This window comes from Francisella sp. SYW-2, assembly GCF_008711475.1.
Classification (GTDB): Bacteria; Pseudomonadota; Gammaproteobacteria; order Francisellales; family Francisellaceae; genus Francisella; species Francisella salimarina.
In genome coordinates this window covers 14074-40114 of sequence record NZ_VXKO01000021.1, presented here as the reverse complement: position 1 = coordinate 40114, position 26041 = coordinate 14074, and the positions used below count along the sequence as shown (strand labels likewise).

Here is a 26041-nt window from a genome sequence, read left to right as displayed (position 1 = left end):
ACTAGACATGATTGTAAATGCTATTCAAAAAATTGGATTTTATAGCAATGATTTCTCCTTGTGTCTCAAAATATTCAATAAAACTACTAAGGAACTTAAAATATGAAAAAATTATCGTGTACAGAGATTAATTTTATGTAATGATACTACTTGTATCTAACAAAGATATATTTATAGTTAAGAGACGATTAGAAAAGTGCTATAGATTATCCTTAACTTTTGATTGATCTTTCAAATACATTATCAATTTCTTTTAGATAAGTCTTTTTGATACCCTCGAAGTCCATTTCTGGAACATTTAGGATAATGTTGTGTTCATCTTGCATTACTTTCTGCAAGTTTTTAGAGAATGATTCTCCTTGTTTAAGATCAAAAGCAACCTGTTGAACAATCTTGTAGCAATCTTCACGCATAAACGGTGTGTTTGCTACTAGGAAGTGTAGATAGAAACTAGACAAGTATGCGCTTGTGCTTCTAACTCTATCCTCGATGATATCTTTTTGAACCACAAGGTTATCAATAGTGTTTTTCATTCTACGCAAAGCATAAACCATAATACCAAAGTTATCTGGTAGATAAAAACGCTCAGCTGAAGAGTGAGAAATATCTCTTTCATGCCATAATACACAGTTCTCTAATGCAACAGATACGTGCGATCTTAACATTCTTGCCATACCAGTTAGATTTTCTGTAGAGATAGGGTTCTTCTTATGTGGCATAGTTGAAGAGCCTTTTTGACCTTTAGAGAAACCTTCATACACTTCAAAAACATCACTTCTATGTAAATGTCTAATCTCAACCGCCAATCTCTCAATAGCAGAAGCAATAAGCCCATGAATAGAAATTAATTTAGCGATTCTATCTCTTGGGATAACTTGAGTAGAAACTTCTTCAACTGGTAGACCTAAGATATCTGCAGCTTTTTTCTCATCTTCTGTAGTTAAAATACAGTAGTTACCTACCGCACCTGAGAACTGTACTGTCAAACCATCTTTTTGGAAGTCTTTAAGGTCTTTTAGTCTACGTTTAAACTCAACATAAGCACCTAAAAACTTCTGACCGAAGCTCATAGGCTCTGCAAACATACCATGGCTTCTGCCCATAGTAATGATTTCTTTTGTTTCTTGAGCCTTTGCTAGTAGCGAATCACACAATGCTTCTAGATCTCTAACAACGTAGTCCATAGACTCACGAACCTGCAAGCTAAGTGCTGAGTCAATAATATCTGAAGATGTAACACCAAAATGAAAAAATTTACCAGTCTCAGCAGTGAACTGCTCAGCAATAGAAGTACAAAAAGCTATAATATCATGCTTAGTAACTTTCTCGATCTCATCAACCCTGTCAGGTCTAATTTCTGCTTTAGCACGAATCTCTGCTGCAGTGCCTTTAGGCACCATTTTGTCTTCCAAAGCTTCAAGAATTGCTAACTCAACCTCAAGCATTTTTGCATACTTATTTTCATCTGCCCAAATCTTTGAGATTTCTGCTACATCATACCTTTTTATCATTTTACTACCCTATTTGACAAACATGTATAAGCACTCTGATCAGCTCGGACTCAAAACTAAATACTAAAACTCAGAAGACACTGTATACAATGATTTACTTGATTGAACATAAATATATCTTAATTTTCTCAAATAGAACTATATTGTCAACATTTTTATAAATATTACTCTTCGACGATTTTACTAATTTTTTTCAACTCATTTGCTATAATATTATCTTAAAGATTATGATTAAAAATACCTATTGTATTCAATATACAAATCAAAATGGATTGCCTAGCAAAAGGAGATAGCATGAAAAAGCTTATATTATCATCAGTCGCATTTATGACTCTAGCATCTACAGGCTATAGCTCAGAGCTAAAAGGTAGTGACTATATTTCGACAGATGTTGGTACAACATATAACTTCCAACGTATTGAAGCCAATGATGAAGATAATTTTCTAGTTCAAACAAAAATAGAAAGCTGTAACAATGATAAAACATCATGCAAATATGTTAGCGAAATTAAAGATCCTTCTGGAAAAGAAATAACTCAATCGAAATATGAGTATAGTTATACCGTAAAAAACAATGGTGATGTCTATATTCAGCATCCTAATACTAATAAAGAAACTCTGCTTTTACCAGCTAATATAAAGTTCAACAAGCTTAGAAAAGAAAATATAACTATAGGCAATAGCCAGTTCTCAAATACTTATGAATTTAAAAAAGAAATTCCTAAACTGACTGTTAATGGTAAAGACTATGAGAACTGTATAGAATTAGAAGCTAACTCAGTTGTCACATACAAAAAACAAGTCGAAAAAACTCAAAGCTTAGAAACCTATTGTAAAGGAGTTGGGCTTGTCAAAGAAAACTTGAAAGAAACTCTTAACTCAGAGTCTCCTATAATCTATAAGAATGTTCTTATGTCTATCACAAAATAAAACTTATGAAAAAGATAATCTTTGCTTTAATTTCAATAATATTATTATCCGGATGTTCTACAACTATAATTAACGGTAGTGATTACATATCTATGCAACCAGATACTAAGTATCACTACAAAAGAACTGCACTAAAAGCAAATAAGTCTATTTTTATTGATATCGATATAGAGTCTTGCAATAGTGGTAATTCAAAATGTAAATACTTTGTAACAGTAAAAAATAATAAAAACAAAATATTAGAGCAATATTACGAAACATATTATGTAAATTTCTTTGGTGATGTATATCTAACCGACAAAGTATATCCCAACAGCACTCTACTTTTACCAGCTAGAATTACTCTAAACCAAGAAATGCTTTTGAATAATGATGATAGATATGGTGCTGTTCAAGAAAAAATACTTGCTCATAAGCTTATTCCTGAAATACAGGTGAATAATCATAAATATGAAAATTGTGTAAATATTCTGTTTGTATCGACAACTCCAGCAGAATCTGTTGACCTAAAACTAATAACTGATGAGATCACTTGCAAAGGCATTGGCTCAGTCCAAAAAGAAATGCAAATGTCATATAGACCTAAACATCCTGATACTAGTGCAGAAGAGATAAGTGATAGCGTGATGAAGTTCGCGGCTACCAAAAGCATCGGTAAAGATATGGCACCTGTAGGTTTTCTTAGACCTTTTGGACAAAAAAATGTAAAAACTGATAGTGAAGGGTTTATTCTTATAGATACATATTTAGATATATTAGAATCTGTCACTCACAATTAGCTTATCTATATACCGACTATATAAGCTAGCTACTAACAGCTCTCTTTTTCAGATAGTTGTATAAACTCCAACAACTAATAGCAACCCATGAAGTCTCAATAATAAATGACGGTAGGTTCCAGTAATACATCAGTGAGAATAGCACTCCTAGAGAGCCTATTATATTTAAAAGTAAGTAACTTAAATCACTAGATTTGACACGATTTGTTTGTAATAGGAAGAAGGCGATTATCACGAGGATATCTCCACCAACTCCTAGAGTGTTCGCTAACACACTATCTCCTTATTTTTTAGCTTAAAAGTTAATAATTCAAATGAATATCCAAACAAATTACCAACTAACGCTTAGATATTTTAAAAAAAGATACTAGAATAGCCTCAACATTACAACATTATCGTAAATAAATATAATTAGTAACCAAACTCTATAGTATATGAGCGAGAAAAAGCCTGTTTAGGCTCTATCTCAACATTACCTATACGATACTCGATATCAACATCCATACCCAATGTATCACTTCTGCCACACCATGGTTCAATGCATACGTAGGGTGCATTAGCCTTAGGTTTTGACCATAAACCAAGATATTCAAAGCCATCAAAAGTAACTTCAATATAACGCTCTGAGCCTTTCTCAGCTAATCTGACTCTTTTATCTGTGAAACCACTATACACAAGAGCATCATTATCAAAAGTATGATTATCTAGTTCAATTTTAGATAGTTTGAAATGTTTGGTTTCACTAGTATAAAATGCCTCTGGTGTAATAGGATGAAAATCTAATTTTTGCTCAGAGAATGTAATCTCATAATCACTAAATTTATGCTTGTTATCAAAAGGACAAGCAAATGCTGGATGAGCTCCAAAGCCACATGATGCAACACTATCCTCTAGGTTTATAATATTATACTCTGTGAGAAGTTTATTAGCTTCAAGAGTGTATGTGACTTCAAATCTTAGTCTAAAAGGATAGTCCTCTTTGGTAGTCTCCATAGCTAAGACAACACTGTTTTCACTATGTAAAACAATATCAAATACAGTATGACGAGCAAGACCATGATTTCCCATAGGATATTCTCTACCTTGGTATTTGATCTTATTACCATGAGATTTCCCAACTACTGGAAATAGTACCGGAGATACTCCAGCCCATACGCGACCATCACCTGACCACATATACTCATGCTCTGCTGCTGTATTGATAACAGCGCGAATTTCAGCACCTAGCTCACTAATCTCTACTAATAAATTATCATTTTTGATTGTGATCATAACAACACCCCATCGTTATTAGTGAAGAGGTATAACTATATTAAAATGGTATGTCATTCCATTCCCCTCTCGAAAGGGATGCCAATTTATTGGCAGGGTGTGGTGGCTTGACCCGGAATCTAAGAAATAGATTTTAAAAACCTATTTATGCAATTACCACTTACCAAACTATACCCTCTTCAGGGTTAACTTCAATATCTTCAGTAAAAAACGAGCAATTTAAAATACTCTATTAATATTTTAGCATATTGTTGAATAGTAAACTAAGGTTAAAAGATTCCCCTTCATTTATGAAGGGGTGGCAGTCGCAGACTGACGGGGTAGTTTTGATACAAGCTCTTCCAACCACAACATCACACCTTCAAGATTAGTTTTAATATCTTTATCTAATATATGAATTACCTTTAAATCCAAGCTATTTAAGTATTCATCTCTAATACTATCGTACTCTTCTTTATCATTATGACTAGAACCATCAATTTCTATAACTAAGCGATAAGCTGGACAATAGAAATCAACAATATAATTACCTATAATTTTTTGCCTATGAAAATTCAGACCTAAGAACTTTTTTGATTTCACAATATTCCAAAATAAAACTTCTGATAAACCTCCAGCTTTTCTAAGCTCTCTTGCTCGTCGCTTTAACTTTGGATTGTATGGTAACTTTGTCATTTTTAACTACCCCGAGTTGCTTTCGCAACCCACCCCTTCACTTGTGAAGGGGAATTAACCTTTTAGCTTTGATTTATATCTTGATGCTTTAATAACACAAAATACTGCGGGGATCATGGTTAATAAGATCGTAACTATTAGCATAGGAATAAAATTATCTGCAAAAAATGGAATAGCTATAAAACCAACATATGGATATATATTTCTGCATATCGGCGTAACTAAATCTCTCCCCTGTGAGCAAGGAGATAAAAAATAGTTTGTGACAATGTATAACACAGGAATCTCACATACCCATGATAAAATTGTCCATTTCCAATAACTTTTTTTTATATCTTTAATTTCCACACAACTCTCTCAATAGTTTTAAAATTAAATTCCCCTTCATTTATGAAGGGGTGGCAGTTGCAGACTGACGGGGTAATCTACCCAACCCACTTTCTCGCATTTCTAAAAATTCTCATCCATACAGAATACTCATCATACTCTGCTGGGATATACGAGTTTGTAATAGCTCTATAGACACGCTCTGGATGTGGCATCATCGCAAGGATACGACCATCTAGAGCTGTCACAGCTGTTAGACCATTTACTGCACCATTTGGATTATATGGATACATTTCCGTTGCTTGACCTTGCCCATCAATATATTTAAGAGCTACTTGTGAGCTTGATAGCATAGCTTGCTGTTGACTATCATTTTCAAATAATGGACGGCCTTCACCATGAGCTACCGCAATTGGTGCTTTTGTACCTGCCATATCAGCAAACCAAATAGAGTCAGACTCTTGAATCTCAACCATAGACACTCTAGCCTCAAACTGCTCAGATTTATTCTTGATAAAGATCGGCCAGTTTTCAGCACCTTTGATTAGTGATTTAAGCTGTGCAAGCATTTGACAACCATTACACACACCTAATGCTAGAGTATCATCACGACCAAAGAATTTGCTAAACTCATCTCTTAGCTTCTCGGTAAATAGGATATTCTTTGCCCAGCCACCGCCAGCACCTAAAACATCACCATATGAGAAGCCACCACAAGCCACCAATACTTTAAAGTCTGCCAAAGTCACACGCCCAGCATGTAAATCTGACATGTGGACATCATAAGCCTCAAAACCAGCTGTTGTAAACGCTGCTGCCATCTCAACTTGACCGTTGACACCTTGCTCTCTTAGAATTGCAACTTTTGGCTTCTCAACATTGACAAACCTAGCTGTAACATCCTCTTCAAGATCAAATGTCGCCTCAACATGGATACCTTTATCATCAGTATTTAAAATACTATCAAACTCTTGTTTAGCACACTCGCTATTATCACGGATTGATTGGATTTGATAAGAAGTCTCCGCCCACCATCTTTGTAGGTTTACACGGGTATTTGAGTATACTTTCTCACCGTTTGTGAATATGTTTAACTCATCGCTAGAGTTTAGTTTAGCTATTGCACACAGGTGAATTTGAGTATCTTTGAACATCTCTTCAATTAGTGCTACATCACTATTTTTAACTTGGATAACAACCCCGACTTCTTCAGCAAAGAGTTTTGCTAATATATCTTGAGTTTGCAGATTGATATCTAAACCTTTACGCCCAGCAAATGACATCTCAGTCAAAGTTACAAATACACCGCCATCAGATACATCATGATATGCTAAGATTCTATTTTCAGCTTTTAGTTTAGTGATATTTTCAAATAGCACTTTCAACTTACTTGCTTCAACATCTGGAGCGACATTACCAACTTGGTTATAAGCTTGGGCTAAACATGAAGCTCCAAGTCTACCAGCACCACTTGATAGATCAATATGTAAAAGAGTCGTATCATTATCGTCAACTAAAACTGGTGTAAGAGTCTTACGTGCATTTGTTACAGGTGAGAAACCTGAAATCACTAAAGACAATGGCGATGTTACAGATTTAGCTTGACCATTATCTGACCACTTAGTCTTCATTGACATTGAGTCTTTACCAACTGGTATTGCAATACCTAACGCTGGTGCAAATTCCATACCGACTGCTTTTACAGTTTCATATAGTTTTTGGTTTTCGTCACCCTGATTTGCAGCAACCATCCAATTTGCAGATAAGCGAATATCACTTAATTTTTCAATATCTGCAGCTAATAAGTTTGTTACAGCCTCAGCAATTGCTAGCCTACCAGAAGCAGCCGCATTGATACTAGCAACAGGAGTTCTTTCACCCATTGCCATAGCTTCACCTGCTTGACTATCTACAGTAGCAGTTGTCACAGCACAGTCAGCCACAGGTACTTGCCATGGACCAACCATCTGATCACGAGCAACCATACCTGTAATACTTCTATCGCCAATTGTGATTAAGAAAGATTTAGAAGCTACAGCCGGTACTTTTAGCACTCTTTCAATCGCATCATCAAGCTTGATAGAACTTGTATCAAAAGCATCTTGTTCTACTTTGACAGTTTTAACATCAATATGCATTTGCGGAGTATTACCGAATAATAATCCCATTGGTAGATCAACCGGCTTATTATCAAAATACTCATCATTTAGCGTGATGTGCTTCTCAGAGATTGCCTCACCAACAACTGCAAATGGACATCTTTCTCTATTACAAAGTTGTTCAAAAAGCCCTAATGACTCAGGATCTACAGATAATACATATCTCTCTTGTGACTCATTTGACCATATTTCTAATGGAGAAAGTCCTTCTTCGCCGACATTTACTTTTCTAAGCTCAAAATGACCACCGACATTACCATCTTTAACAAGCTCAGGAAACGCATTAGAAATACCACCAGCACCAACATCATGGATAAATGTAATTGGATTATGCTCACCCATTTGCCAACATCTATCTATTACTTCTTGGCAACGACGCTCCATCTCAGCATTGTCTCGTTGAACAGAAGCAAAATCTAGCTCTGAGTTAGTATCAGAAGACACAACAGAAGATGCAGCACCACCACCAAGACCAATACGCATCGCAGGACCACCAAGACAGATTAGCTTAGCGCCGACATTAATATCGCCTTTCTCAACATGCATTCTCTTGATATTACCCATACCGCCGGCAATCATAATTGGCTTATGGTAACCAAACATCTCTTTACCAGCCGAAGTATTTACCTCTTGCTCAAAAGTACGGAAATAACCGTTTATATTAGGTCGGCCAAACTCATTTGAGTAATGTGCACCACCAATAGGTGCCTCTAGCATGATTTGTAAAGGTGTTACAATATGGTAAGGTTTACCGTACTTAGTAGACTCCCAAGCTTGTTCAAAACCTGGGATATTAAGATTTGAAACTGTAAAACCAGTCAAACCAGCTTTAGGTTTAGCTCCTAAACCAGTCGCTCCCTCATCACGAATCTCACCACCAATACCAGTCGCTGAACCACTAAATGGTGCAATTGCTGTAGGGTGGTTATGAGTCTCAACCTTCATCAAGATATCAACTTCTTCTTGATTGAAGTTATAAACACCTGTTTGAGTATTTGAGTAAAATCTCTGAGCCGTTGTACCCTCTATCACAGCAGCATTATCTTTATATGCTGAAAGCACACCTTTAGGAGATTTTTCAGTAGTGTTACGAATCATCTTAAACAATGATTTGTCTTGCTCTTGATTATCAATAGTCCACTTAGCATTAAAAATCTTATGTCTACAATGCTCCGAGTTCGCTTGAGCAAACATATATAGCTCAGTATCTGTAGGATTTCTATTAAGCTTTGTATATTCATCTGCTAAATAGTCAATCTCTTGCTCACTTAGAGCTAAACCAAGTTTCTTATCGGCATCTTTGATAGCTTGAATACCATTCTCTAAGACATTGACATACTCAAGTTCTTTTGGAGCTGTAACACCAAATAATCTATGTAAGTCATCTCTACAGCTAAAGACTTCCTCAACCATACGATCATGTACTAAATTTTCTATAGCTCTTAGCTCACTATCAGAAACCTGTCCCTCAACACCGAATAAAACTGCTCTTTCTACTCTCTTGACGGTACTGATACCCGTATTACGGATAATATCTGTCGCCTTTGATGACCAAGGAGAGATCGTGCCTGCTCTTGGAGCCGTAATAAAAGTATGACCCTTAGGCTCTGTCGAACCATACTCTATGTTGTAGTTAAGTAAAGATTTAATTATTTTTTCTTGCTCACTACTTAACTCTGACTCAAGTTCTACTACATGGATATACTCGGCTGATATCGACTCAACTTTGTTTGATATCTTTTTAGCATCCGCTAATACTTTCTCTCTTCTAAATGGAGATAATGCACTCAACCCTTCAAAAAACCTAATCATTAGCTATCAAACCCTTTGTATTTCTTTTCCAATTCTTTTAACTCTTTTCTATGTCTTTCTAGCTCATCCAAATATGCTTCATCGACATCACCTGTAATATAGTTACCAGAGAAAACACTATCTTCAAACTCTGTAATATCAGGATTTTGCTTTTGAACAATCTCTTTAAGATCAGGCAATGGCAAGTATATAAGGCCATCAACACCAATCCACTGGCGAATTTCCTCTAATGACTTACCATGAGCAACTAAATCTGACTTAACAGGCATATCAATACCATAGACATTTGGATAACAAACAGCAGGTGATACAGAAGCAAGATATACAGATTTTGCGCCTAAATCTCTAACCATTTCAATAATTCGCTTAGATGTTGTACCTCTAACTATTGAGTCATCAACCAGCAAAACATTCTTATCCTTAAATTCTGCTGGTATTGGATTTAACTTTCTTCTAACGAAGTTCTTTCTATCAACATTCTCAGGCATGATAAAAGTTCTACCAACATAACGGTTTTTGACAAACCCCTCACGGTACTCAACACCTAATGCAGTTGCAATCTCCTGAGCAGATGCTCTACCTGTCTCCGGTACCGGTATTACAATATCAATCTCTTTATCTTTCCAAGTTTCTTTGATTCTTTGGCTTAAAACTTTACCAGCATCAACTCTAGCTTGATATACGCTTACGCCATTCATAACACTATCAGGACGTGCAAAGTATACATACTCAAATAAACAAGGTGCTAAAACTGGATTTTTTGCACATATTTTAGAATGGACCTGCCTATCTTCTGTGATAATTATAACCTCTCCTGGCTCAACATCTCTTAGTATCTTAAACCCTGATATATCCAAAGAAACGCTTTCACTAGCGACCATATAAGCTTTTTCACCATTATCATACTCCTTGACACCAAGTATCAAAGGACGTATCCCATACGGATCCCTAAAAGCGACTAAGCCAAAATTCGCTATCATCGCAGTACAAGCATAACCACCCTTAGCATGCTCAAAAACAAACTCACATGCTTTATATACAGCTTCTGTCGTTGGACAACCTTTGGACTTATTCATACCACATGCAAAAAAATTCAGAAGCAATTCCGAATCGGAAGTTGTGTTTAGATGGCGTCTTTCGATATCATGTAACATCTGCGCAAGCTCATCAACATTCGTAAGATTTCCGTTATGTGCAAAAACTATACCATGAGGATTATTAACATAAAAAGGCTGACTATCTGCAGCTCCTAAGCTACCAGCTGTAGGATATCTCACATGTCCTATACCCATTTTACCTTTTGATTTTTCTAACTTCTCATCTGTAAATACATCACTTACAAGTCCTGTATTTTTGCGCATGAAAAAATGACCATCATCCATTGTTGCGATACCGGCAGCATCTTGCCCTCTATGCTGCAAAAGACTTAAACCATAAAATAATGCATAGCTAACCTGATTTGGTCCAGCGACTCCTATAACTCCACACATAAAACTACCAACTACTCTTAATACAATTTACTTTCATTAACAAACATATTATAGCAATATTTATCATGATAAATTAATCAAAATCTTCTAATACTACTAATGCGAAAAACCACCTCTTTCGATATCTTTAGATTTATTCTCTAAAGAATCAACGACATCTTTTAAGTCGCGAATCATTAACTCTGCCAAATCAAAGCTAAAACCTCTTCTAACTAGCACTCTCATAACAACCAAATCCTCTCTATGCTTTGGCATCGAATATGCGGCTATTTGCCAACCTTTAGCACGTATTTTTTCAGAGATATCAAACAAATCATAACTTTTGCTAGCTTTAAGTGACCAACTCACGGCTGGTATACCACCTTTACCAGCATGAATAATATCAAAGATACCCATATTTTTGATTTCTTTAGAGATATACTTTGAGACATCATAACTAAGCTTATGAATATTCTTATAACCTTCGAATCCAAGTTTGACAAAATTATAGTACTGAGCAACTATTTGTCCTCCAGGACGAGAGAAATTTAGAGCAAATGTTGGCATATCTCCACCAAGATAATTAACATTGAAAATCAAATCTTGAGGTAAATATTTCTTATCGGCCCAAACAACCCAACCTACCCCTAGAGGAGATAGTCCAAACTTATGTCCTGATGAGTTAATTGACTTGACTCTTGGTAACCTGAAATCCCATCTAAGCTTAGGCTCTATAAATGGTGCCAGAAACCCTCCTGAAGCAGCATCCACATGCACTGGAATGTCTATACCAGTTTCTTTCTCAAATTCATCTAGAGCTTCGCAAATAGCCTCAACAGGCTCATACTGACCTGTAAATGTAACCCCCAAAGTAGGCACAACACCTATAGTATTTTCATCACAATACTCAAGCATCGTTTCTGGTGTCATTATTAGACTCGCTTTGGACATAGGGATTTCTCTAAGCTCGATATCCCAGTATCTAGCAAACTTATGCCAACATACTTGCACAGGTCCTGTAACAAGGTTAGGCTTTGAGTAATCTTTGCCTTGCGCCTTCATCTTATCTCGCCAGCGCCACTTCATTGCCATACCACCAAGCATAGCCGCTTCAGATGAGCCAGTAGTTGAACAACCGATAGCATTTTCTGCTGAAGAGTTCCATAAGTTTGCCAGTATATTGACACATCTTGATTCTATCTCTGCAGTTTGTGGATACTCATCCTTATCTATCATATTTTTATCAATACAATCATCCATAAGTTTGTGGATAAAATCATCCACTTGAGTTTGACAAAATGTTGCCAAATTTTGCTTTGAGTTACCATCCAACATCAACTCATCTTTGATTTCTTGATATGCTTCAAAAGCATCATTTGATTTTTTTGGAATCTCAAACTTTGGTAATGATTCTTTATACAACTTATCTTTTGTGCTCTTTTTAGCATGCAACGCCATAACTATCCCCCTAATAATTCTTACTTATAAAATTAAAATCCTGTATTTCATATAAATCTATTTTTTGATTCACAATATTTTGTGAGCAAATAGAAATTAATAACTCTTGATAGGTAAATGAAAAAAAATCCTCAGGATAGTTATTACTTATCCATTGAGTACACCTCTTAGTAAATTTCGCATCAGAAAGCCCTCTAGCAATTCCAAGAGCATTTCTTTTGACTTGTGCTTCTTTGAGAGTCCATAATTTATAAAACTCGCTATAAACATCCTCACTATTTTCTATACTTTGATACTCCTGCTGAGTAAAATATCGCCCAGCTATCAAAAGAACATTTCTCTTTGCTGATACAATCTCAGCATCTACTCCAATTTCATTACAGGCAACAACCATTATCGCCTTGTTATGAGTATGACTTATATTAAAAAAAAATTTACTGCCCTCAAGATATGGTTTACCATGTTTATATTCAAACTCTAGATTATCAATACCATAAAACCTTTCGAACACAAAGTAACGAATAAATTGTGAGAATATTTTTTGCTTATTAGTTAGCTTTTCTAAGTTGATATTTTTTTTAGAGGAAATATAGTTTTTAAGAGTCTCAGCTTTATATTTTTCAAAGTCTAAAATAAAAGCTGAAATTTGAGACATTACAATAATTACTCCGTAGCAATCTGCGAGATTATATCTGTTTTACCAAGGATATTATTTATATATTCAACATCCTTATAGGTCAAACCACCTTGCAACTGTTTCAACCTAACATAATCCTCAACATAATTAAATATAGCATCAGCGAATGAAAGCTGCGCCTGTACAAGTATCGCCTGTCGGTTAAGCAAATCAACAATAGTCTGTGTACCAGCCTCAAAACCGTCTAATATGGCTTTTACAGAAGCAATACCAGCATATACTGATTTCCTGAAGGCATCTATTCTCACAGCATCTAAAACAACTGTTTGATATGCTTCAACAGTCCCTGCATAAACTTCTCTTTGTGTTTGAAGTAGTGCGTAATTAGCTGCTTGATTATTGTAACTTGCCTGTTTAAGCTTCGCATAATCAGAGCCACCTCTCAATAGGTTCCAATTAGCCTCACCACCAATATTAGCAACATCATATTTAGTAGGAATTTTTTCTATCTGTTGTTGATTTCCAGAAAGAGCATTTCTTGACATCAACATACCACCTGTTAGGTTAACCTTAGGAAAGAAATTACCCCACTCTATGCCAACACCCTCTTGAGCTGCTTGATATTCAAATCTCTTCTGTGCAATATCAAGATTATACTTCTCTGCAGTATTCAGCCAATAGTTAATATCATCTGGTACAGGGTTACCAAATTCAGTATCTTTTGAAATATACAGAATCGAACTAATACGTTTACCTATAAGCTTTGCCATTACTGCTTTTGCGTTGATAAAGTTCCTTTGGGCACTAACTCTATCAGCCACGGCTTGACGATACTGAGCATCTGTGGTCTTGAAATCCGCATAAGATACCATACCAGAATTATATTGATACTTTTGTGTCAGATATAGCTTTTTGTTCCACGCTTCGTTTGCAAACTGGAACTGTAACGCCTGCTCTGCTCTTAGAAGCTCAAAATATGCTGTAACCGTGTCTGTAATAAGAGTTTGCTCTGCTTTTGCGTAAATCATTGCATAAGATTTTTGCAAATATGTAGCTTGGGTATATGTCTTCCATTTACTCCAATCAAAAAGTACCTGTGAACCACTAAAATTAAGATTATTTGCAGTATCATTAACCCTACCACCAAACTGATTATATAGATCTCGTCTAAGGTTATAGTTAAAATCAATTTGTGGTAACAATGCACCCAAAGCAGCTGGCACTGTTTCAACATTAGCAGCAAAAGTTGATCTAGCGGCTTGGTAATCTGCATTATGTTCAGCAGCCAACTTATAAATATCAACTAAACTATAAAACTTATCTTCAGTATTACGAACCATTGCGACTTCATCAGCCTTTTTAAGATCATAAAACTTGTTATCTACCTTGATTTCATCAGCTTTCGCATATTGCTTTTCTACACTATAGGGGTTTTGATTTATATTTGTACCAACAGGCCTTCCAGCATATTTATATTCTGGCACAGGAGTATCTTCGTTGGCAAATGCCGTAAACATCCAAAACAAACCAATAAAGCATAGAGTTAATTTCTTCATAATATTTTATCTATTATAAACATTAAAAAGAAAACTCTTTTGGTGCGTTTCTTTTACTGTTTTAGTTATAAGGTAAGCTTTGTCACACACATCAGTTCTTACAACAAAAACTAATCTACCACCAACCTCAAGAAGATCTAGCAGAGACTCATCCACCTCATTTTCTTCTACAACATTTGATATATATATACAATTATATTTCTTGGCATTCTTTATAATGTTTGTAAGATGCTCAGCGCTATTAAATTCGACATTATAAACATCTATTTTTGCTAAATTACGCCTTGCTATAGCTAGTCTTTCTTCATCATAATCAACAAGTTCAACGCTATTGCATAGATTTGCTATCAACGCTACTGGATATCCAGTTTCTAAACCAAGTTTTAATACATTATCAGTTTTTTTCATAGCCAAAGCTTCTATTAGCCTAGCTGTAAACATAGGGCTTCTAAGCTCTCTATCATCTATCACAAGATTAGTGTCACAGTATGCTAAAGATTGATACTCCTTGGGTAGAAAAATCTCTCTAGGGATATCCGCCATAATCTCTGCAACACCATCTAAAGAAAGACCTTCCGTGAGGACTTGTTGCTTTACCATATTCTCTCTAGCAAGCTCAAAATTCATCATTAACCCCTGTTTATTAAGAAGTAAATTTCATCTACTATTTAGAAAAAGTATATTATCATAATACTACGGTAAAGGGAACTTGCTAATTTTTGCCATTTAATATTCTTAAGATACCTGAAAGAGATTTCCAATAGTATCAATCTTTGCAGACTCTTTTGTTTGATAAACATAATAACTATAAAGACTGACTAACGATAACCCTGTATCTATATTAACTAAATCTTTACCCTCTTGAGATCTAACGAGAAATGTTGGTAAAAAACCATAACCAACTCCTTGGATAATAGCATTATAAACACTTAAACAACAATCAAAGCTTATTACATTTGATAGACGAAATTTATCTCGATATTTACTTTCTAAAATTAACACCGACTCTCTAAAAACTGTCTCTAAACTACTGTAACGCTTTAATAATTTTTTTGAAACATACATTTCAAAATCAATTCTATTGTATAACTTGACATTATAACCTTTACTCTTAAGGTCATGAACCTCTTCATCACTCATTACTGCCAATACAACATCTACACTATTATTCTCAAGCTTCTCTATTAATCGAGTTTTTTTACAAACTTTTAAATCATATTCAAATATAGTTTCTTTATCTATACATCTATTTATTGCATCAAAGATACTTTTTTCAAATATTGGTAACAGACCTATTCTAATCTTTGACTTTCTATTCCTCAAAATTGGTAGCTCTAATCTATTAACTTGATCTATTTTTTCAAGTATAGGCTTGACTAAATCATAGAAACGCTCTCCCTCATTGTTCAAATTTAGACTATTATTTTTTCTCTCAAAGAGCTCTAAATCTATGATATCTTCTAAATTTTGAAGTTGTTTAGTCACCGCAGGTGGTGTGATAAAAAGCTGTTCTGCTGCTTTTCTTAAACTCTTATTTTCAACCACAGCTGCAAATACTCTGAGTTGATGTAACGTATACTGCATAGACAAAGTAATTTAAAAACCCAGCGTTAACCAAAAGTTAACATAATGCTAAAAATTATTCAATTTATATGTTTAAGAATCTAATTTAAACTCTCAACACAACATAAACCTAGAGGTATTTAAAATGACTAAAACCAACCTTGAAATAATTCAAAGCTTTATTGAGTATCAGCAAAATGGCAACCTAGATGCCGCACTAAACCTAATTGATGATAATGCAGAATGGCATTCTGATAGTATCAATGGTGCCTGGAGTGGCTCACACCTTGGCAAACAAGCCATCATTGAACACTTCAAAAACATCAAAAAAGATGTTAGCCAGTTTAATAAAACATCTATAGATTTAATAGCTAGTAAAAATACAAATCTTGTTTACGAATATGGGAAACTAAAGGTTATATTCTCACATAATAACCAAATCTTTGAAACTTACATTGTATCAATATATGAAATAAAAAATCAGAAAATACTAAACTATAGAGTTCTTGAAGATTCTCACACTCTGTACCAGATCTACAATAGCAAAGCTTAAAACTTAAAAGCCTCAAAACTTATAAACAAATAGTGAACAATAAATTTTAATAGTGACTAAGTCTAATATCCAAACTCTTTTCAGGAATCTCACATGAGCAAAAATATTAAAACTCTTATTTACACATTAGCTTTTTTATCAATCTTAACAGCTAATATTTATTTACCAGCAATGCCAATATTACAGCACATTTTTTCGACAACAAAAGCAAGTATGAGTTTGACTATTAGCTTTTACATGCTAGGTCTCGCTATTGGTATTCCGATATATGGTGCATTATCTGATCACATCAAAACATCAAAGGTTCTAGCATTTGGGCTTATCTTGTATATTATTGCTAATCTTATAGCCATCTTATCACCTAATATTTCAACCTTCCTTATAGCTCGACTGACTCAAGGATTAAGTGCAGCAAGTGCGTTGTGTCTATGGCAAGTTCTAGCATTTAGTTATTTTGAAAAGCATGCCGCACATATTATTGGTACAGGATATATCCTCATTGGTTCAATGCCAGCTATAGCACCAGTATTTGGCGGTATAATTTTAACATTATCAACATGGTATGGGATTTTTATTTTTTTAATAGTAATAGCTGCAGTATTACTTTTAATAACTATAAAGCTACCTACCCCTCCGAAAAGTATCCATGATGTAAAAGAGCATAGCATTACTCAACAGCATATTATTTTAGCTGTACTAAATCAATACAGACATTTATTGAAAGATTTTAAATTTATCATCTTAACTTTAGCTAGTACTTCGATATATATATCTGTATATGTATACCTGTCTCAAGTTCCCTTCTTGTTGACAAAACTTCATTTTGCGACAGGGGAATTTAGTTTATTTTTTATTCCGATATCGATTGCATTTATATTAGGTGGAATAATTTCTAAACTCATGTTGAGAAAGGGAGTTAAATTTGAAAATAGAATTATACTTCCTATTTGTCTATTCATAACATCTTTGACTATTGTTTTAGTTACCAAAATAATCAACCTACCTCTCTCTGGGTGGCTATTAGCAATACCATTTTTCATTTTCACAATAGGCTCTGGGGTCGGAGCTCCTAACATAAGTAGTGAAGCACTATCTTTACATCCTCATAGACGAGGAACAGCAGCATCAGCATTAGGATTATTGCAAAACCTAGCAGCATTTACTTTTAGTGGTCTTGGAGCTTTTTTAACAAAGTATGGTTATGATGGACTAATAATATCTTATATTATATTAGCGGTCTTACCGACCTTTTGGATTATAATTTATAGGTTACTAATCTAGATATATCTAAATCTCCAAAATACCAGACTTTGACTGAATCCTACCATCTTATTTTTTTGTAAATTAGAATTAATTCAACAATTCTTTGTATCAAAATAAATCTTTATAGACAAAAAATAAAAAGTTAAAATATAGAGTTGAATCATTCGCTTTCTAAGAAAAAAAGCTTAGTAAATATTAAGTCAAAGGATAAAAATACATGAAAAGACCTGAACTATTGTCACCAGCAGGCACCCTAAAAGCTATGCGCTATGCTTTTGCTTATGGGGCTGATGCAGTATATATTGGACAACCTCGCTATAGCCTAAGGGCTAGAAATAATGAGTTCTCAAAATTAGAGACTCTTGAGACAGCAATTACTGAAGCTCATGCGCAAGGCAAGAAGATAATGCTAGCTAATAATATAGCTCCACATAATGCTAAAATCAAAACTTACATCAAAGATATAGCTCCTGTACTTGCTCTTAAACCTGATGCAATGATTATGTCAGACCCTGGCATGATTATGCTAGTTAGAGAGAACTTCCCAGACCAAGAGATACATTTATCAGTTCAAGCCAATGCTGTGAACTATGAAACTGTTAGATTTTGGCGAAAATTTGGTATTACACGCGTTGTATTATCAAGAGAACTATCTCTAAAAGAAATCGCCGAGATCAAAGAGCATGTTCCAGATATGGAAATTGAAACATTTGTTCATGGCTCATTATGTATGGCTTACTCAGGTAGATGTCTACTATCAGGATACTACAGTCATAGAGACCCTAACCAGGGTGTATGTAACAATGCTTGTCGCAATAACTACAAAGTTGCTGAAGCAAAACAAAACGAGTGGGGAGATTTCGAGCCTGTTGAAGTCAAGTCAACTCTTGGTATAGGTACACCTTCAGATAAAGTAGTGCTTATAGAGAATGACAAAGAGCCAGGACAATATAACCCAATGTTTGAAGATGAACATGGCACTTACATCATGAATTCAAAAGACCTAAGAGCTATACAGCATGTAGAAGCAATGATGAAAATGGGTGTTGATTGCTTCAAGATTGAGGGGCGCACCAAATCGTTCTTTTATGCTGCTAGAACTGCTCAACTATACGATCAAGCAATCAAAGATACTCTAGTAGGCAAACCTTTTGACATGACGCTTATGGATAAACTTGAAGGTCTAGCTCACAGAGGTTATACCGAAGGGTTCTATCGTCGCCATGTTCATGATGAGTATCAAAAGTATGAAAATTCAGACTCACGTAGCTCTACTCAACAGTTTGTTGGTGAAGTAACAAAATTCGATGAGCATACTGGCTATGCTGATATCAATGTCCGCAACAAAATGAAAATCGGCGATAGTATCGAACTTATGTTGCCATCTGGTAGTCGTGAGATAACACTAGACAATATGCTAGACAAAGATGGTAATCCTATGGAAGAGGCAAAAGGTAGTGGCTATCAAGCTAAAGTTAGATTTGATAATGTCACACCTGATGATATGAAGTTCGCCTTAATGATAAGAAATCTAAATCAAGATTAATATGCTAATTTATGCTGATGTTTTAAAGAAAACTTCGTATATTATTATCAATATCATAAGAAAAATACCAAAGTATCTTATTGGAGCAATTCTTCTCCACGAATCCATATACCAACTCCAATAAGAGCTCCATATCGATTTGACTGTACTAAATATAGTTTTTAATATTTTTAGCATAAGTAATTTCTAAGATTTATAAATATTAGCTATTCTTTTGTCTGTGTGATTTTGACTAGAATTAACAATGAAGCCGCAATAATAGAAATAATAATCATTGTAATTGCTATTGGTAAAGAGCTAGTTGCCGGGAATAACATAGCTATGCTGCCTATAGTTCCACTAATAGCAAACTCCATAGTTCCAAATAATGCTGCTGCAACACCCGCCATTTCATAGAATGGCTCCATGCTACCACTAGCGCCAGTACCTGCGGTAAGGGCACAACCAAATGTCGCTAAGAAACACGGAGCAAAAAAGCCCCATAAACTTAATCCCCATATTTCATATATACTAAATGACAAAACACCTGCAATAAATACACACACCACACCAAGAAAGGCGGTGTTATAGACACCAAGTGCGTTAACTATAACTCCAGCAAATATTGAACCTATCAGAAATGCCACCCCTGCTGAACCAAATACAATATATATCTCTGAGATTGGATAACCTAAATAGTTGATAATATATGGTGTCATTGAAAATAATATAAAAAATGAAACCATTCCTGATACCGCTGCTAAAGAGTATGCCCAAAATTGCAGAGACTTTATGACGTGTAAATACCTCGCAAATACACTCCATGACATTTTTTTACGTCTCTCAATCGGCAAGCTTTCTTTAACAAAAAATACTATTATCAAAAATGCCACAAAAGCTAATATTGCTAGAAATATAAAAGCTGAATACCATGGAAAATGTATCGCCAACTGTACACCAATTAATGGCCCAATTATTGGCGAGACTGAAATTATCGCATTAATAAAACTATATATCATCGAACTTGTTTTACCAAAAAATGCATCTCTAATAATTGCAAAAGCACATACAGATAAACCGCAACAGCCTACCGCTTGGATAACTCTCGAAAATATCAAAAACTCAATATCTTGAGAAATCGCACATAAAACTGATCCAACTAAAAATATAATTGAAGAAGTTAATATAACTTTGAACCTACCGAATTGATCAGATAGAGGACCTAAAATAAGCTGACCAATCCCTGTAACAACCAAAAATAAAGACAATGTAACTTGTACCATTTGCTGAGTTGTATTTAGCGCTTCGCGCATATCTGGTAGAACGGGCATATAGACATCCATAGCCAATGCAAAAGCAAAGACCATAGGACCAAGAATAAGAATAGTTTTTATTGGAGAATATTTCCACATAGAAACACCCCTTGTATTTTATTTGTAAGTAGCGGGTTATTATATCAGAATAATATAAATATGTTACTCATTTAGTATAGTAGTGCTCCTGAAAGTAAAAGTATGTTTTATTCTTAACTCTCTAGCTGACAATGTTATAATAGCGCCATCAATAATTTTTGTTTAGATATGATGTGTAAAAAACTCTCACTCATAATACTTATGAGTATCTTACCTATTTTGTCATTTGCTCAAGGGACAGAGTCTCTGAGTGCTGTGAGTGTTCATGCTATTGATCAGCCACTAGCTATAGCCGCAGTTGTGGTTTTTGTAATTGCTTACTTATTCGTTATGACAGAAGATTTCACAAAACTCAATAAGTCCAAACCTGTAATCCTCGCGGCAGGTATTATTTGGATACTTGTTGCAATAGTTGGAAAGTCACTTGGAGCGAACAATATTGTTCACTCAAACTTTGACCATATTATGACCGAGTATGGTGAGCTCTTATTATTCTTATTAGTTGCAATGGCATATATTAACCTAATGGAGGATCGCAATGTCTTTGCCAAGCTAAAAAGCACACTACTAAGAGCTGGTTTCGGATATCTTGCTACATTTTGGCTTACAGGTATTATATCTTTTTTCTTATCAGCAGTTGCTGATAACCTAACAACAGCACTAGTAATGAGCACTGTTGTGATATCTATTGGCAAAGACAATAAAAAATTTATAACAATGGCATGTGTGAATGTAGTTGTTGCAGCAAATGCTGGAGGTGCATTCTCGCCATTTGGTGATATTACAACACTTATGGTATGGCAAACAGGCATTGTTAAATTCACTGAGTTTTTCGCAATCTTTATTCCATCATTAGTAAACTTCCTTGTACCTGCCATTATCATGAGCTTCTTTGTGCCAAAAATGGAATCTCAATCGATAATAGAAGAAAAGGTAGAGCTAAAGCGAGGTGCCATTCCCGTTATTTTACTATTTATCTTAACGATCGCTACAGCTGTATCATTTGAGCATTTACTTCACTTACCACCATCTCTAGGAATGATGACAGGTTTTGGGTATGTAATGATATATAACTATATCTATGGATTGAAAATTGCTTATGAAAATAGGAATCCAAAGAAACACAAAATGCCTCCCCATGCTTTTGACATCTTTGATAAGGTCAAGGAAGCTGAATGGGATACATTATTATTTTTCTATGGAATATTAGTTTCTGTACAGGGACTAGCCGCTTTAGGTTATCTTGGCCTTGCTTCCCAATATATTTACACAGACATGCAGTCAATTGCTCCAAGCATATTCTCTGCTCACACTCAAGCCAACACCATCATTGGTATACTTTCAGCAATCATTGATAACATACCTGTTATGTTTGCAGTACTTAGTATGAATCCAACAATGGAGCATGCCCAGTGGCTATTAATAACTCTGACTGCAGGAGTTGGTGGTAGCTTACTAGCTATAGGTTCAGCAGCTGGTGTTGCTGTGATGGGTAAATCCAAAGGTAAATATACCTTCATGGGACACCTCAAATGGACTTGGGTTATCGCCTTAGGATATTTTGCTAGTATTATTGTTCATCTATTAATCAATCATTAGAAAAATCTAAAAAATTATTATGATACTCTCTTACTCTCTCACTATGACTTGTTGAAATATATGCAAAGCCCTTTTCTTGTAGAATTTCATATATTTTTCTTTCAGAGTTCGCATCAATGTTCGAAGTTGCCTCATCAAGTAACAATAAATCATACTCCTTAACAAAAATCCTACAGAAATTGAGCTTTTGTTGTTCACCAGACGATAGAAAATTTCGCCAATCATTTATTGTATTTATATATTTGGTCAGGTAACCAACATTTAATAATTCTAGAATCTCAATAAATCTATCATCTGATGGTAAACCTGTTTGTATTGGATAAAAAACAGCTCTCTTAAAGTCATCTTCAGGATAGTAAGGCTTCTGAGGTAGTAAACAAATCTTGAGACACTTCCTAGCAAAGATAATATCTCCCTCATGACTACCACATCCTACCCCAGCAATCGCTCTTAACAAAGTACTTTTTCCAATCCCAGAATGTCCGCTTATAAGCAACCTTTCATGGTTCTTTAGCCTGAAACATATATTATCTAACAAAAATGGCGAGTCTTGTGATTTCTGTAACGAAAAACTATTTACCTCTAAAATACTTTCTTCACAGTTTAGTAAATCTGTTTCATCATCACTCAGTTTTTCTGATGAAATTTCATTCTTTAACTCAGTAAGCCGTGACATACTAGCCCTTAGACTAGCTAATGTCTCATACACATATGTAAGATAAACCATAGGGAATATAACTTGCATTACTGCTGAGTTTACCTGCATCATCTGACCAAAACTTATCTGTTTTGCAAAATATCTAGGCAATGATAAGATTGTACCGATAATCGCATAGACTTGACTAAATAGCGTATTTACAACATCTATTTTTGCATTACGGAACATTAAACTATAGAAGTTAGTTACAATTGCTTTGAAATTCCTTCTAGAACGAGCATATTCATATCTTTCAGCGTTATAGTCTCTAACTGAAAGCCTATTGTTTCTGATGGTAGATAAGTGATATCTGAAGTTAGCTTGTAACTTCTGCTTTTGATACACCAGTTTTTTCAAGGGTCTACCAACCCAAAATACTACGATTATATTCAAAAGACCTAATAAAAAAGCCACCCAAAAAAGATAGCCATAGATGGTAATATTTACACCTAAAATATTGAAAGTATAGTCTCCTGACAGCCCCCACAAAACTACAGCAAAAGAGAAAAAACTAAAAATACTTCTCGTAATTCCTAAAAATAATGATTGTGAATCGGTAATAAATCTTGTGACATCTTCATCAATCCTTTCTTCTGGATTATCTACTTGTTTACTTCTATAGTACGATCGCGAGTATAGCCAATTTTTAGTATAAAAATCAGTCATTGGTTTACGGATAAAAATAACAAAAAACTGCTTAACTAAATATGATATAAAGAAGTTAAACATCATCAATGATATCAAGACTATAAAGATGATTAATTGATGTATCAGCAATGCTTTATTATATTCTTGAATTGAGTTATAAAATCCAACATTCCACGAGTTTAAGTAAACACTTAGAGCAACCCCCAAGCCCTCAAGAGCCAACAGCAAAGCTATTATTGCCAGAGCTATTTTACCGTACTTACTTTTCCAGAAAAAATCAGATATATGCCAAAAATTTCCAAAAAATCTCAACATCAGCTACTCTGCCTTATACGGTACAGAGATAACCACTCTAGTAGCTGTCTTATTATCTTTTTTATCCATTGCAGCAATAGCCAGTTTAACCATTCGCGAATTTTGGTTATGTAATAAAAAGTGCCACCACTTTGTATTTACAACCTCAGGAATTATTACCACAGAATATCCTTTCTCAGGGTCTCTTAAATCATTCTTGTGTAAAATCTGCAGTACAGGTGTGATAAACGAATTATAAACTGGACGCATAACCAAGAGCTTTTCTTTAAAAGCAAGATTTTTCCACTCTGTTTTTATTTTTTCAATTTTCTTCTCATTTGCTGAAACAAATACTGGTGTTATATCATCAGAGATATTTCTCGCCAATGTCAACGCATCTATTGTACCCCGGTGAATACGAGATACTAATATAACTATCTTTGGCTTTAAGCTCTCATGTATACAAGCATTGACTATGGCCTCATCAACACTCTGCGCTAAGCTATGCTCTCTTTTGATATAATGCATTTTGATTGAATACAAGCCATACATTATTATCAATATAGCAATTATTACTATCCAAACACCTTCGAAAAACTTACTTTCAATAATAGTGATTAAGACAACAAAAGTTGCCACACAACCAAAAGCATTAACGAACGCTCTAATACCCCAGCTCTTGTAAGTACGTTTATTCTTATACCAATATTTAACCAAGCCAGCTTGACAAAGAGTGAATGCGATAAAAACGCCAAATGCATACAAAGGTATTAGCCTACTAACCTTAGCATCAAAAATAATAACTAAAATAGCTGACAGAATTGTCAAAATAAGAATACCATTTCTAAAAGCAAATCTATCGCCTAAACGCTGAAGCTGCTCAGGCAGATAATTATCTTTACTCATGATTGCAGCAAGAATAGGAAAACCTGTGAAACATGTATTAGCAGCCATAAGCAAAATCAAGCATGTTGATGCTTGTAAAAAATAATAAAAAAAGCCATTCCCTAATACTTGATGAGCTACTTGAGATAATACGCTTTCAGAGAAGTTAGGAAGTATCTCAGTTTTTGCAGCAATAAAAGTAACTCCTGCGAACATCACTATAGACAAAAAAACCATTAATAATAGGCCAGTAATAGCCTTAGATAGTCCTGGAGATTTATAAGCAGCGACTCCATTAGCATAGGACTCTATACCAGTCAAAGCAGCACTTCCTGAAGAAAAAGCTCGAAGAACAAGAGTTATTGTTAAAACACCCATCGATGCTTGCATTTGATTAAGATAATCTTGTTGGTAAGCAAATGTCTCTAAAGTGCCTTGATTATATTGATATATACCCACTATTATCATCACAATTATTGAGACAATAAACATATATGTTGGCCATACAAATATTTTAGCTGTAGACTTTACCCCTCTTAGATTCATAATCATCAAAAAAACCAAGAAAAATAATGCTAACTTAGTGCTATAATTTTCTAAGGCTGGGAATGCTGAGCTAATTGCTACCGCAGCTGTTGATACTGATACTGCTACAGTAAGTATATAATCAATAATCAATGATGCTGAGGTCAATAAAACTAATTTTTCACTAAAGTGTGCTTTTACTATTGAGTAAGACCCACCACCCTCTGGATGAGCTTTTATGACTTGAGCATAAGAAAAACCCATCAGTAACATTAATAATATAACCATCACAGATACTCCAATAGAGTACTGTGAAACAGCCGCAGCACCTGCCGTGGCTAAAACTATAAATACCTCTCCAGTGGCATAAGAGACTGAAGATAATGCATTTGATGATAATATTGCAAACCCAGCAAATAAGCCAATTTTTTGATCCTGTTGCTTTGCATTAGGAATTGGTGAGCCAAATATAAGATTCTTTATTTTCATCTA

At 34.8% G+C, this 26041-nt stretch carries 21 protein-coding genes; 6 read left to right on the top strand and 15 right to left on the bottom strand.

Translation table 11 applies throughout. The features are described from left to right. Positions 1 to 212: 212 nt before the first annotated feature. On the bottom strand, positions 213 to 1511 hold the full coding sequence (gene purB / locus F3D57_RS07295; protein ID WP_150465751.1) for an adenylosuccinate lyase: 1299 nt from the start codon (positions 1509 to 1511) through the stop codon (positions 213 to 215). Between the two features lie 294 nt (positions 1512 to 1805). On the opposite strand from purB, the gene F3D57_RS07290 reads away from it, so the two are divergent. Both F3D57_RS07290 and F3D57_RS07285 read left to right on the top strand, forming a co-directional pair. Then, entirely contained in the window at positions 1806 to 2441 is a 636-nt protein-coding gene (locus tag F3D57_RS07290; protein WP_150465750.1) for a hypothetical protein, read from the top strand. 5 nt (positions 2442 to 2446) lie between these two features. Continuing rightward, complete coding sequence (locus tag F3D57_RS07285; RefSeq protein WP_150465749.1) at positions 2447 to 3220, top strand: lipoprotein; 774 nt, start codon at positions 2447 to 2449, stop codon at positions 3218 to 3220. Between the two features lie 25 nt (positions 3221 to 3245). Here the strand turns inward: F3D57_RS07285 and F3D57_RS07280 are convergent, their stop codons facing one another. The 11 genes from F3D57_RS07280 to F3D57_RS07230 form a co-directional block, all read right to left on the bottom strand. Next, positions 3246 to 3494: a CBU_0592 family membrane protein gene (locus F3D57_RS07280; RefSeq protein ID WP_013922284.1), complete on the bottom strand. Its 249-nt coding sequence runs from the start codon at positions 3492 to 3494 to the stop codon at positions 3246 to 3248. A 137-nt stretch (positions 3495 to 3631) separates the two neighbouring features. Continuing rightward, entirely contained in the window at positions 3632 to 4492 is an 861-nt protein-coding gene (locus F3D57_RS07275; protein WP_150465748.1) for an aldose 1-epimerase family protein, read from the bottom strand. A 288-nt stretch (positions 4493 to 4780) separates the two neighbouring features. Continuing rightward, entirely contained in the window at positions 4781 to 5167 is a 387-nt protein-coding gene (locus F3D57_RS07270; protein WP_150465747.1) for an endonuclease domain-containing protein, read from the bottom strand. 54 nt (positions 5168 to 5221) lie between these two features. Then, the gene (locus F3D57_RS07265; RefSeq protein WP_150465746.1) at positions 5222 to 5515 is read right to left on the bottom strand and encodes a hypothetical protein; all 294 of its coding nucleotides are present in this window, start codon (positions 5513 to 5515) and stop codon (positions 5222 to 5224) included. A gap of 77 nt (positions 5516 to 5592) precedes the next feature. Beyond that, positions 5593 to 9465 (bottom strand): phosphoribosylformylglycinamidine synthase, encoded by a 3873-nt coding sequence (purL, locus tag F3D57_RS07260; RefSeq protein ID WP_150465745.1) that lies wholly within the window; start codon positions 9463 to 9465, stop codon positions 5593 to 5595. Beyond that, positions 9465 to 10955 (bottom strand): amidophosphoribosyltransferase, encoded by a 1491-nt coding sequence (purF, locus tag F3D57_RS07255; protein WP_150465744.1) that lies wholly within the window; start codon positions 10953 to 10955, stop codon positions 9465 to 9467. Before purF ends, purL begins: the two co-directional genes overlap by 1 nt. Before the next feature lie 96 nt (positions 10956 to 11051). Then, positions 11052 to 12392 carry a glutamate decarboxylase gene (locus tag F3D57_RS07250; RefSeq protein WP_150465743.1) on the bottom strand — a complete coding sequence of 447 codons (1341 nt, stop codon included), beginning with the start codon at positions 12390 to 12392 and terminating at the stop codon, positions 11052 to 11054. 10 nt (positions 12393 to 12402) lie between these two features. Continuing rightward, positions 12403 to 13047 (bottom strand): 4'-phosphopantetheinyl transferase family protein, encoded by a 645-nt coding sequence (locus F3D57_RS07245; protein WP_150465742.1) that lies wholly within the window; start codon positions 13045 to 13047, stop codon positions 12403 to 12405. Positions 13048 to 13055: 8 nt separating this feature from the next. Then, entirely contained in the window at positions 13056 to 14585 is a 1530-nt protein-coding gene (locus tag F3D57_RS07240; protein WP_146420946.1) for a TolC family protein, read from the bottom strand. 6 nt (positions 14586 to 14591) lie between these two features. Further along, positions 14592 to 15212, bottom strand: coding sequence for a protein-L-isoaspartate O-methyltransferase family protein (locus F3D57_RS07235; RefSeq protein WP_146420947.1), 621 nt, complete (start codon positions 15210 to 15212; stop codon positions 14592 to 14594). 108 nt (positions 15213 to 15320) lie between these two features. After that, complete coding sequence (locus F3D57_RS07230; RefSeq protein WP_150465741.1) at positions 15321 to 16169, bottom strand: LysR family transcriptional regulator; 849 nt, start codon at positions 16167 to 16169, stop codon at positions 15321 to 15323. Positions 16170 to 16293: 124 nt separating this feature from the next. On the opposite strand from F3D57_RS07230, the gene F3D57_RS07225 reads away from it, so the two are divergent. The 3 genes from F3D57_RS07225 to yegQ all read left to right on the top strand — a co-directional run bounded on the left by F3D57_RS07225 (position 16294) and on the right by yegQ (position 19510). Next, positions 16294 to 16701 carry a nuclear transport factor 2 family protein gene (locus F3D57_RS07225; protein ID WP_150465740.1) on the top strand — a complete coding sequence of 136 codons (408 nt, stop codon included), beginning with the start codon at positions 16294 to 16296 and terminating at the stop codon, positions 16699 to 16701. Positions 16702 to 16794: 93 nt separating this feature from the next. After that, on the top strand, positions 16795 to 17982 hold the full coding sequence (locus tag F3D57_RS07220; RefSeq protein ID WP_150465739.1) for an MFS transporter: 1188 nt from the start codon (positions 16795 to 16797) through the stop codon (positions 17980 to 17982). Between the two features lie 199 nt (positions 17983 to 18181). Next, positions 18182 to 19510, top strand: a complete 1329-nt coding sequence (gene yegQ, locus F3D57_RS07215) for a tRNA 5-hydroxyuridine modification protein YegQ (RefSeq protein ID WP_150465738.1) — start codon at positions 18182 to 18184, stop codon at positions 19508 to 19510. A gap of 206 nt (positions 19511 to 19716) precedes the next feature. Here yegQ and F3D57_RS07210 read toward each other — a convergent pair whose 3' ends face one another. Then, the gene (locus F3D57_RS07210) at positions 19717 to 20901 is read right to left on the bottom strand and encodes a multidrug effflux MFS transporter (protein ID WP_150465737.1); all 1185 of its coding nucleotides are present in this window, start codon (positions 20899 to 20901) and stop codon (positions 19717 to 19719) included. Between the two features lie 171 nt (positions 20902 to 21072). On the opposite strand from F3D57_RS07210, the gene nhaD reads away from it, so the two are divergent. Further along, entirely contained in the window at positions 21073 to 22500 is a 1428-nt protein-coding gene (nhaD, locus tag F3D57_RS07205) for a sodium:proton antiporter NhaD (protein WP_150465752.1), read from the top strand. Here the strand turns inward: nhaD and F3D57_RS07200 are convergent. After that, positions 22490 to 24160, bottom strand: coding sequence for an ABC transporter ATP-binding protein/permease (locus F3D57_RS07200; RefSeq protein WP_150465736.1), 1671 nt, complete (start codon positions 24158 to 24160; stop codon positions 22490 to 22492). The two genes, nhaD and F3D57_RS07200, sit on opposite strands and share 11 nt — an antisense overlap. A gap of 3 nt (positions 24161 to 24163) precedes the next feature. Beyond that, positions 24164 to 26038, bottom strand: coding sequence for an APC family permease (locus F3D57_RS07195; RefSeq protein WP_150465735.1), 1875 nt, complete (start codon positions 26036 to 26038; stop codon positions 24164 to 24166). Between the last annotated feature and the right edge of the window lie 3 nt (positions 26039 to 26041).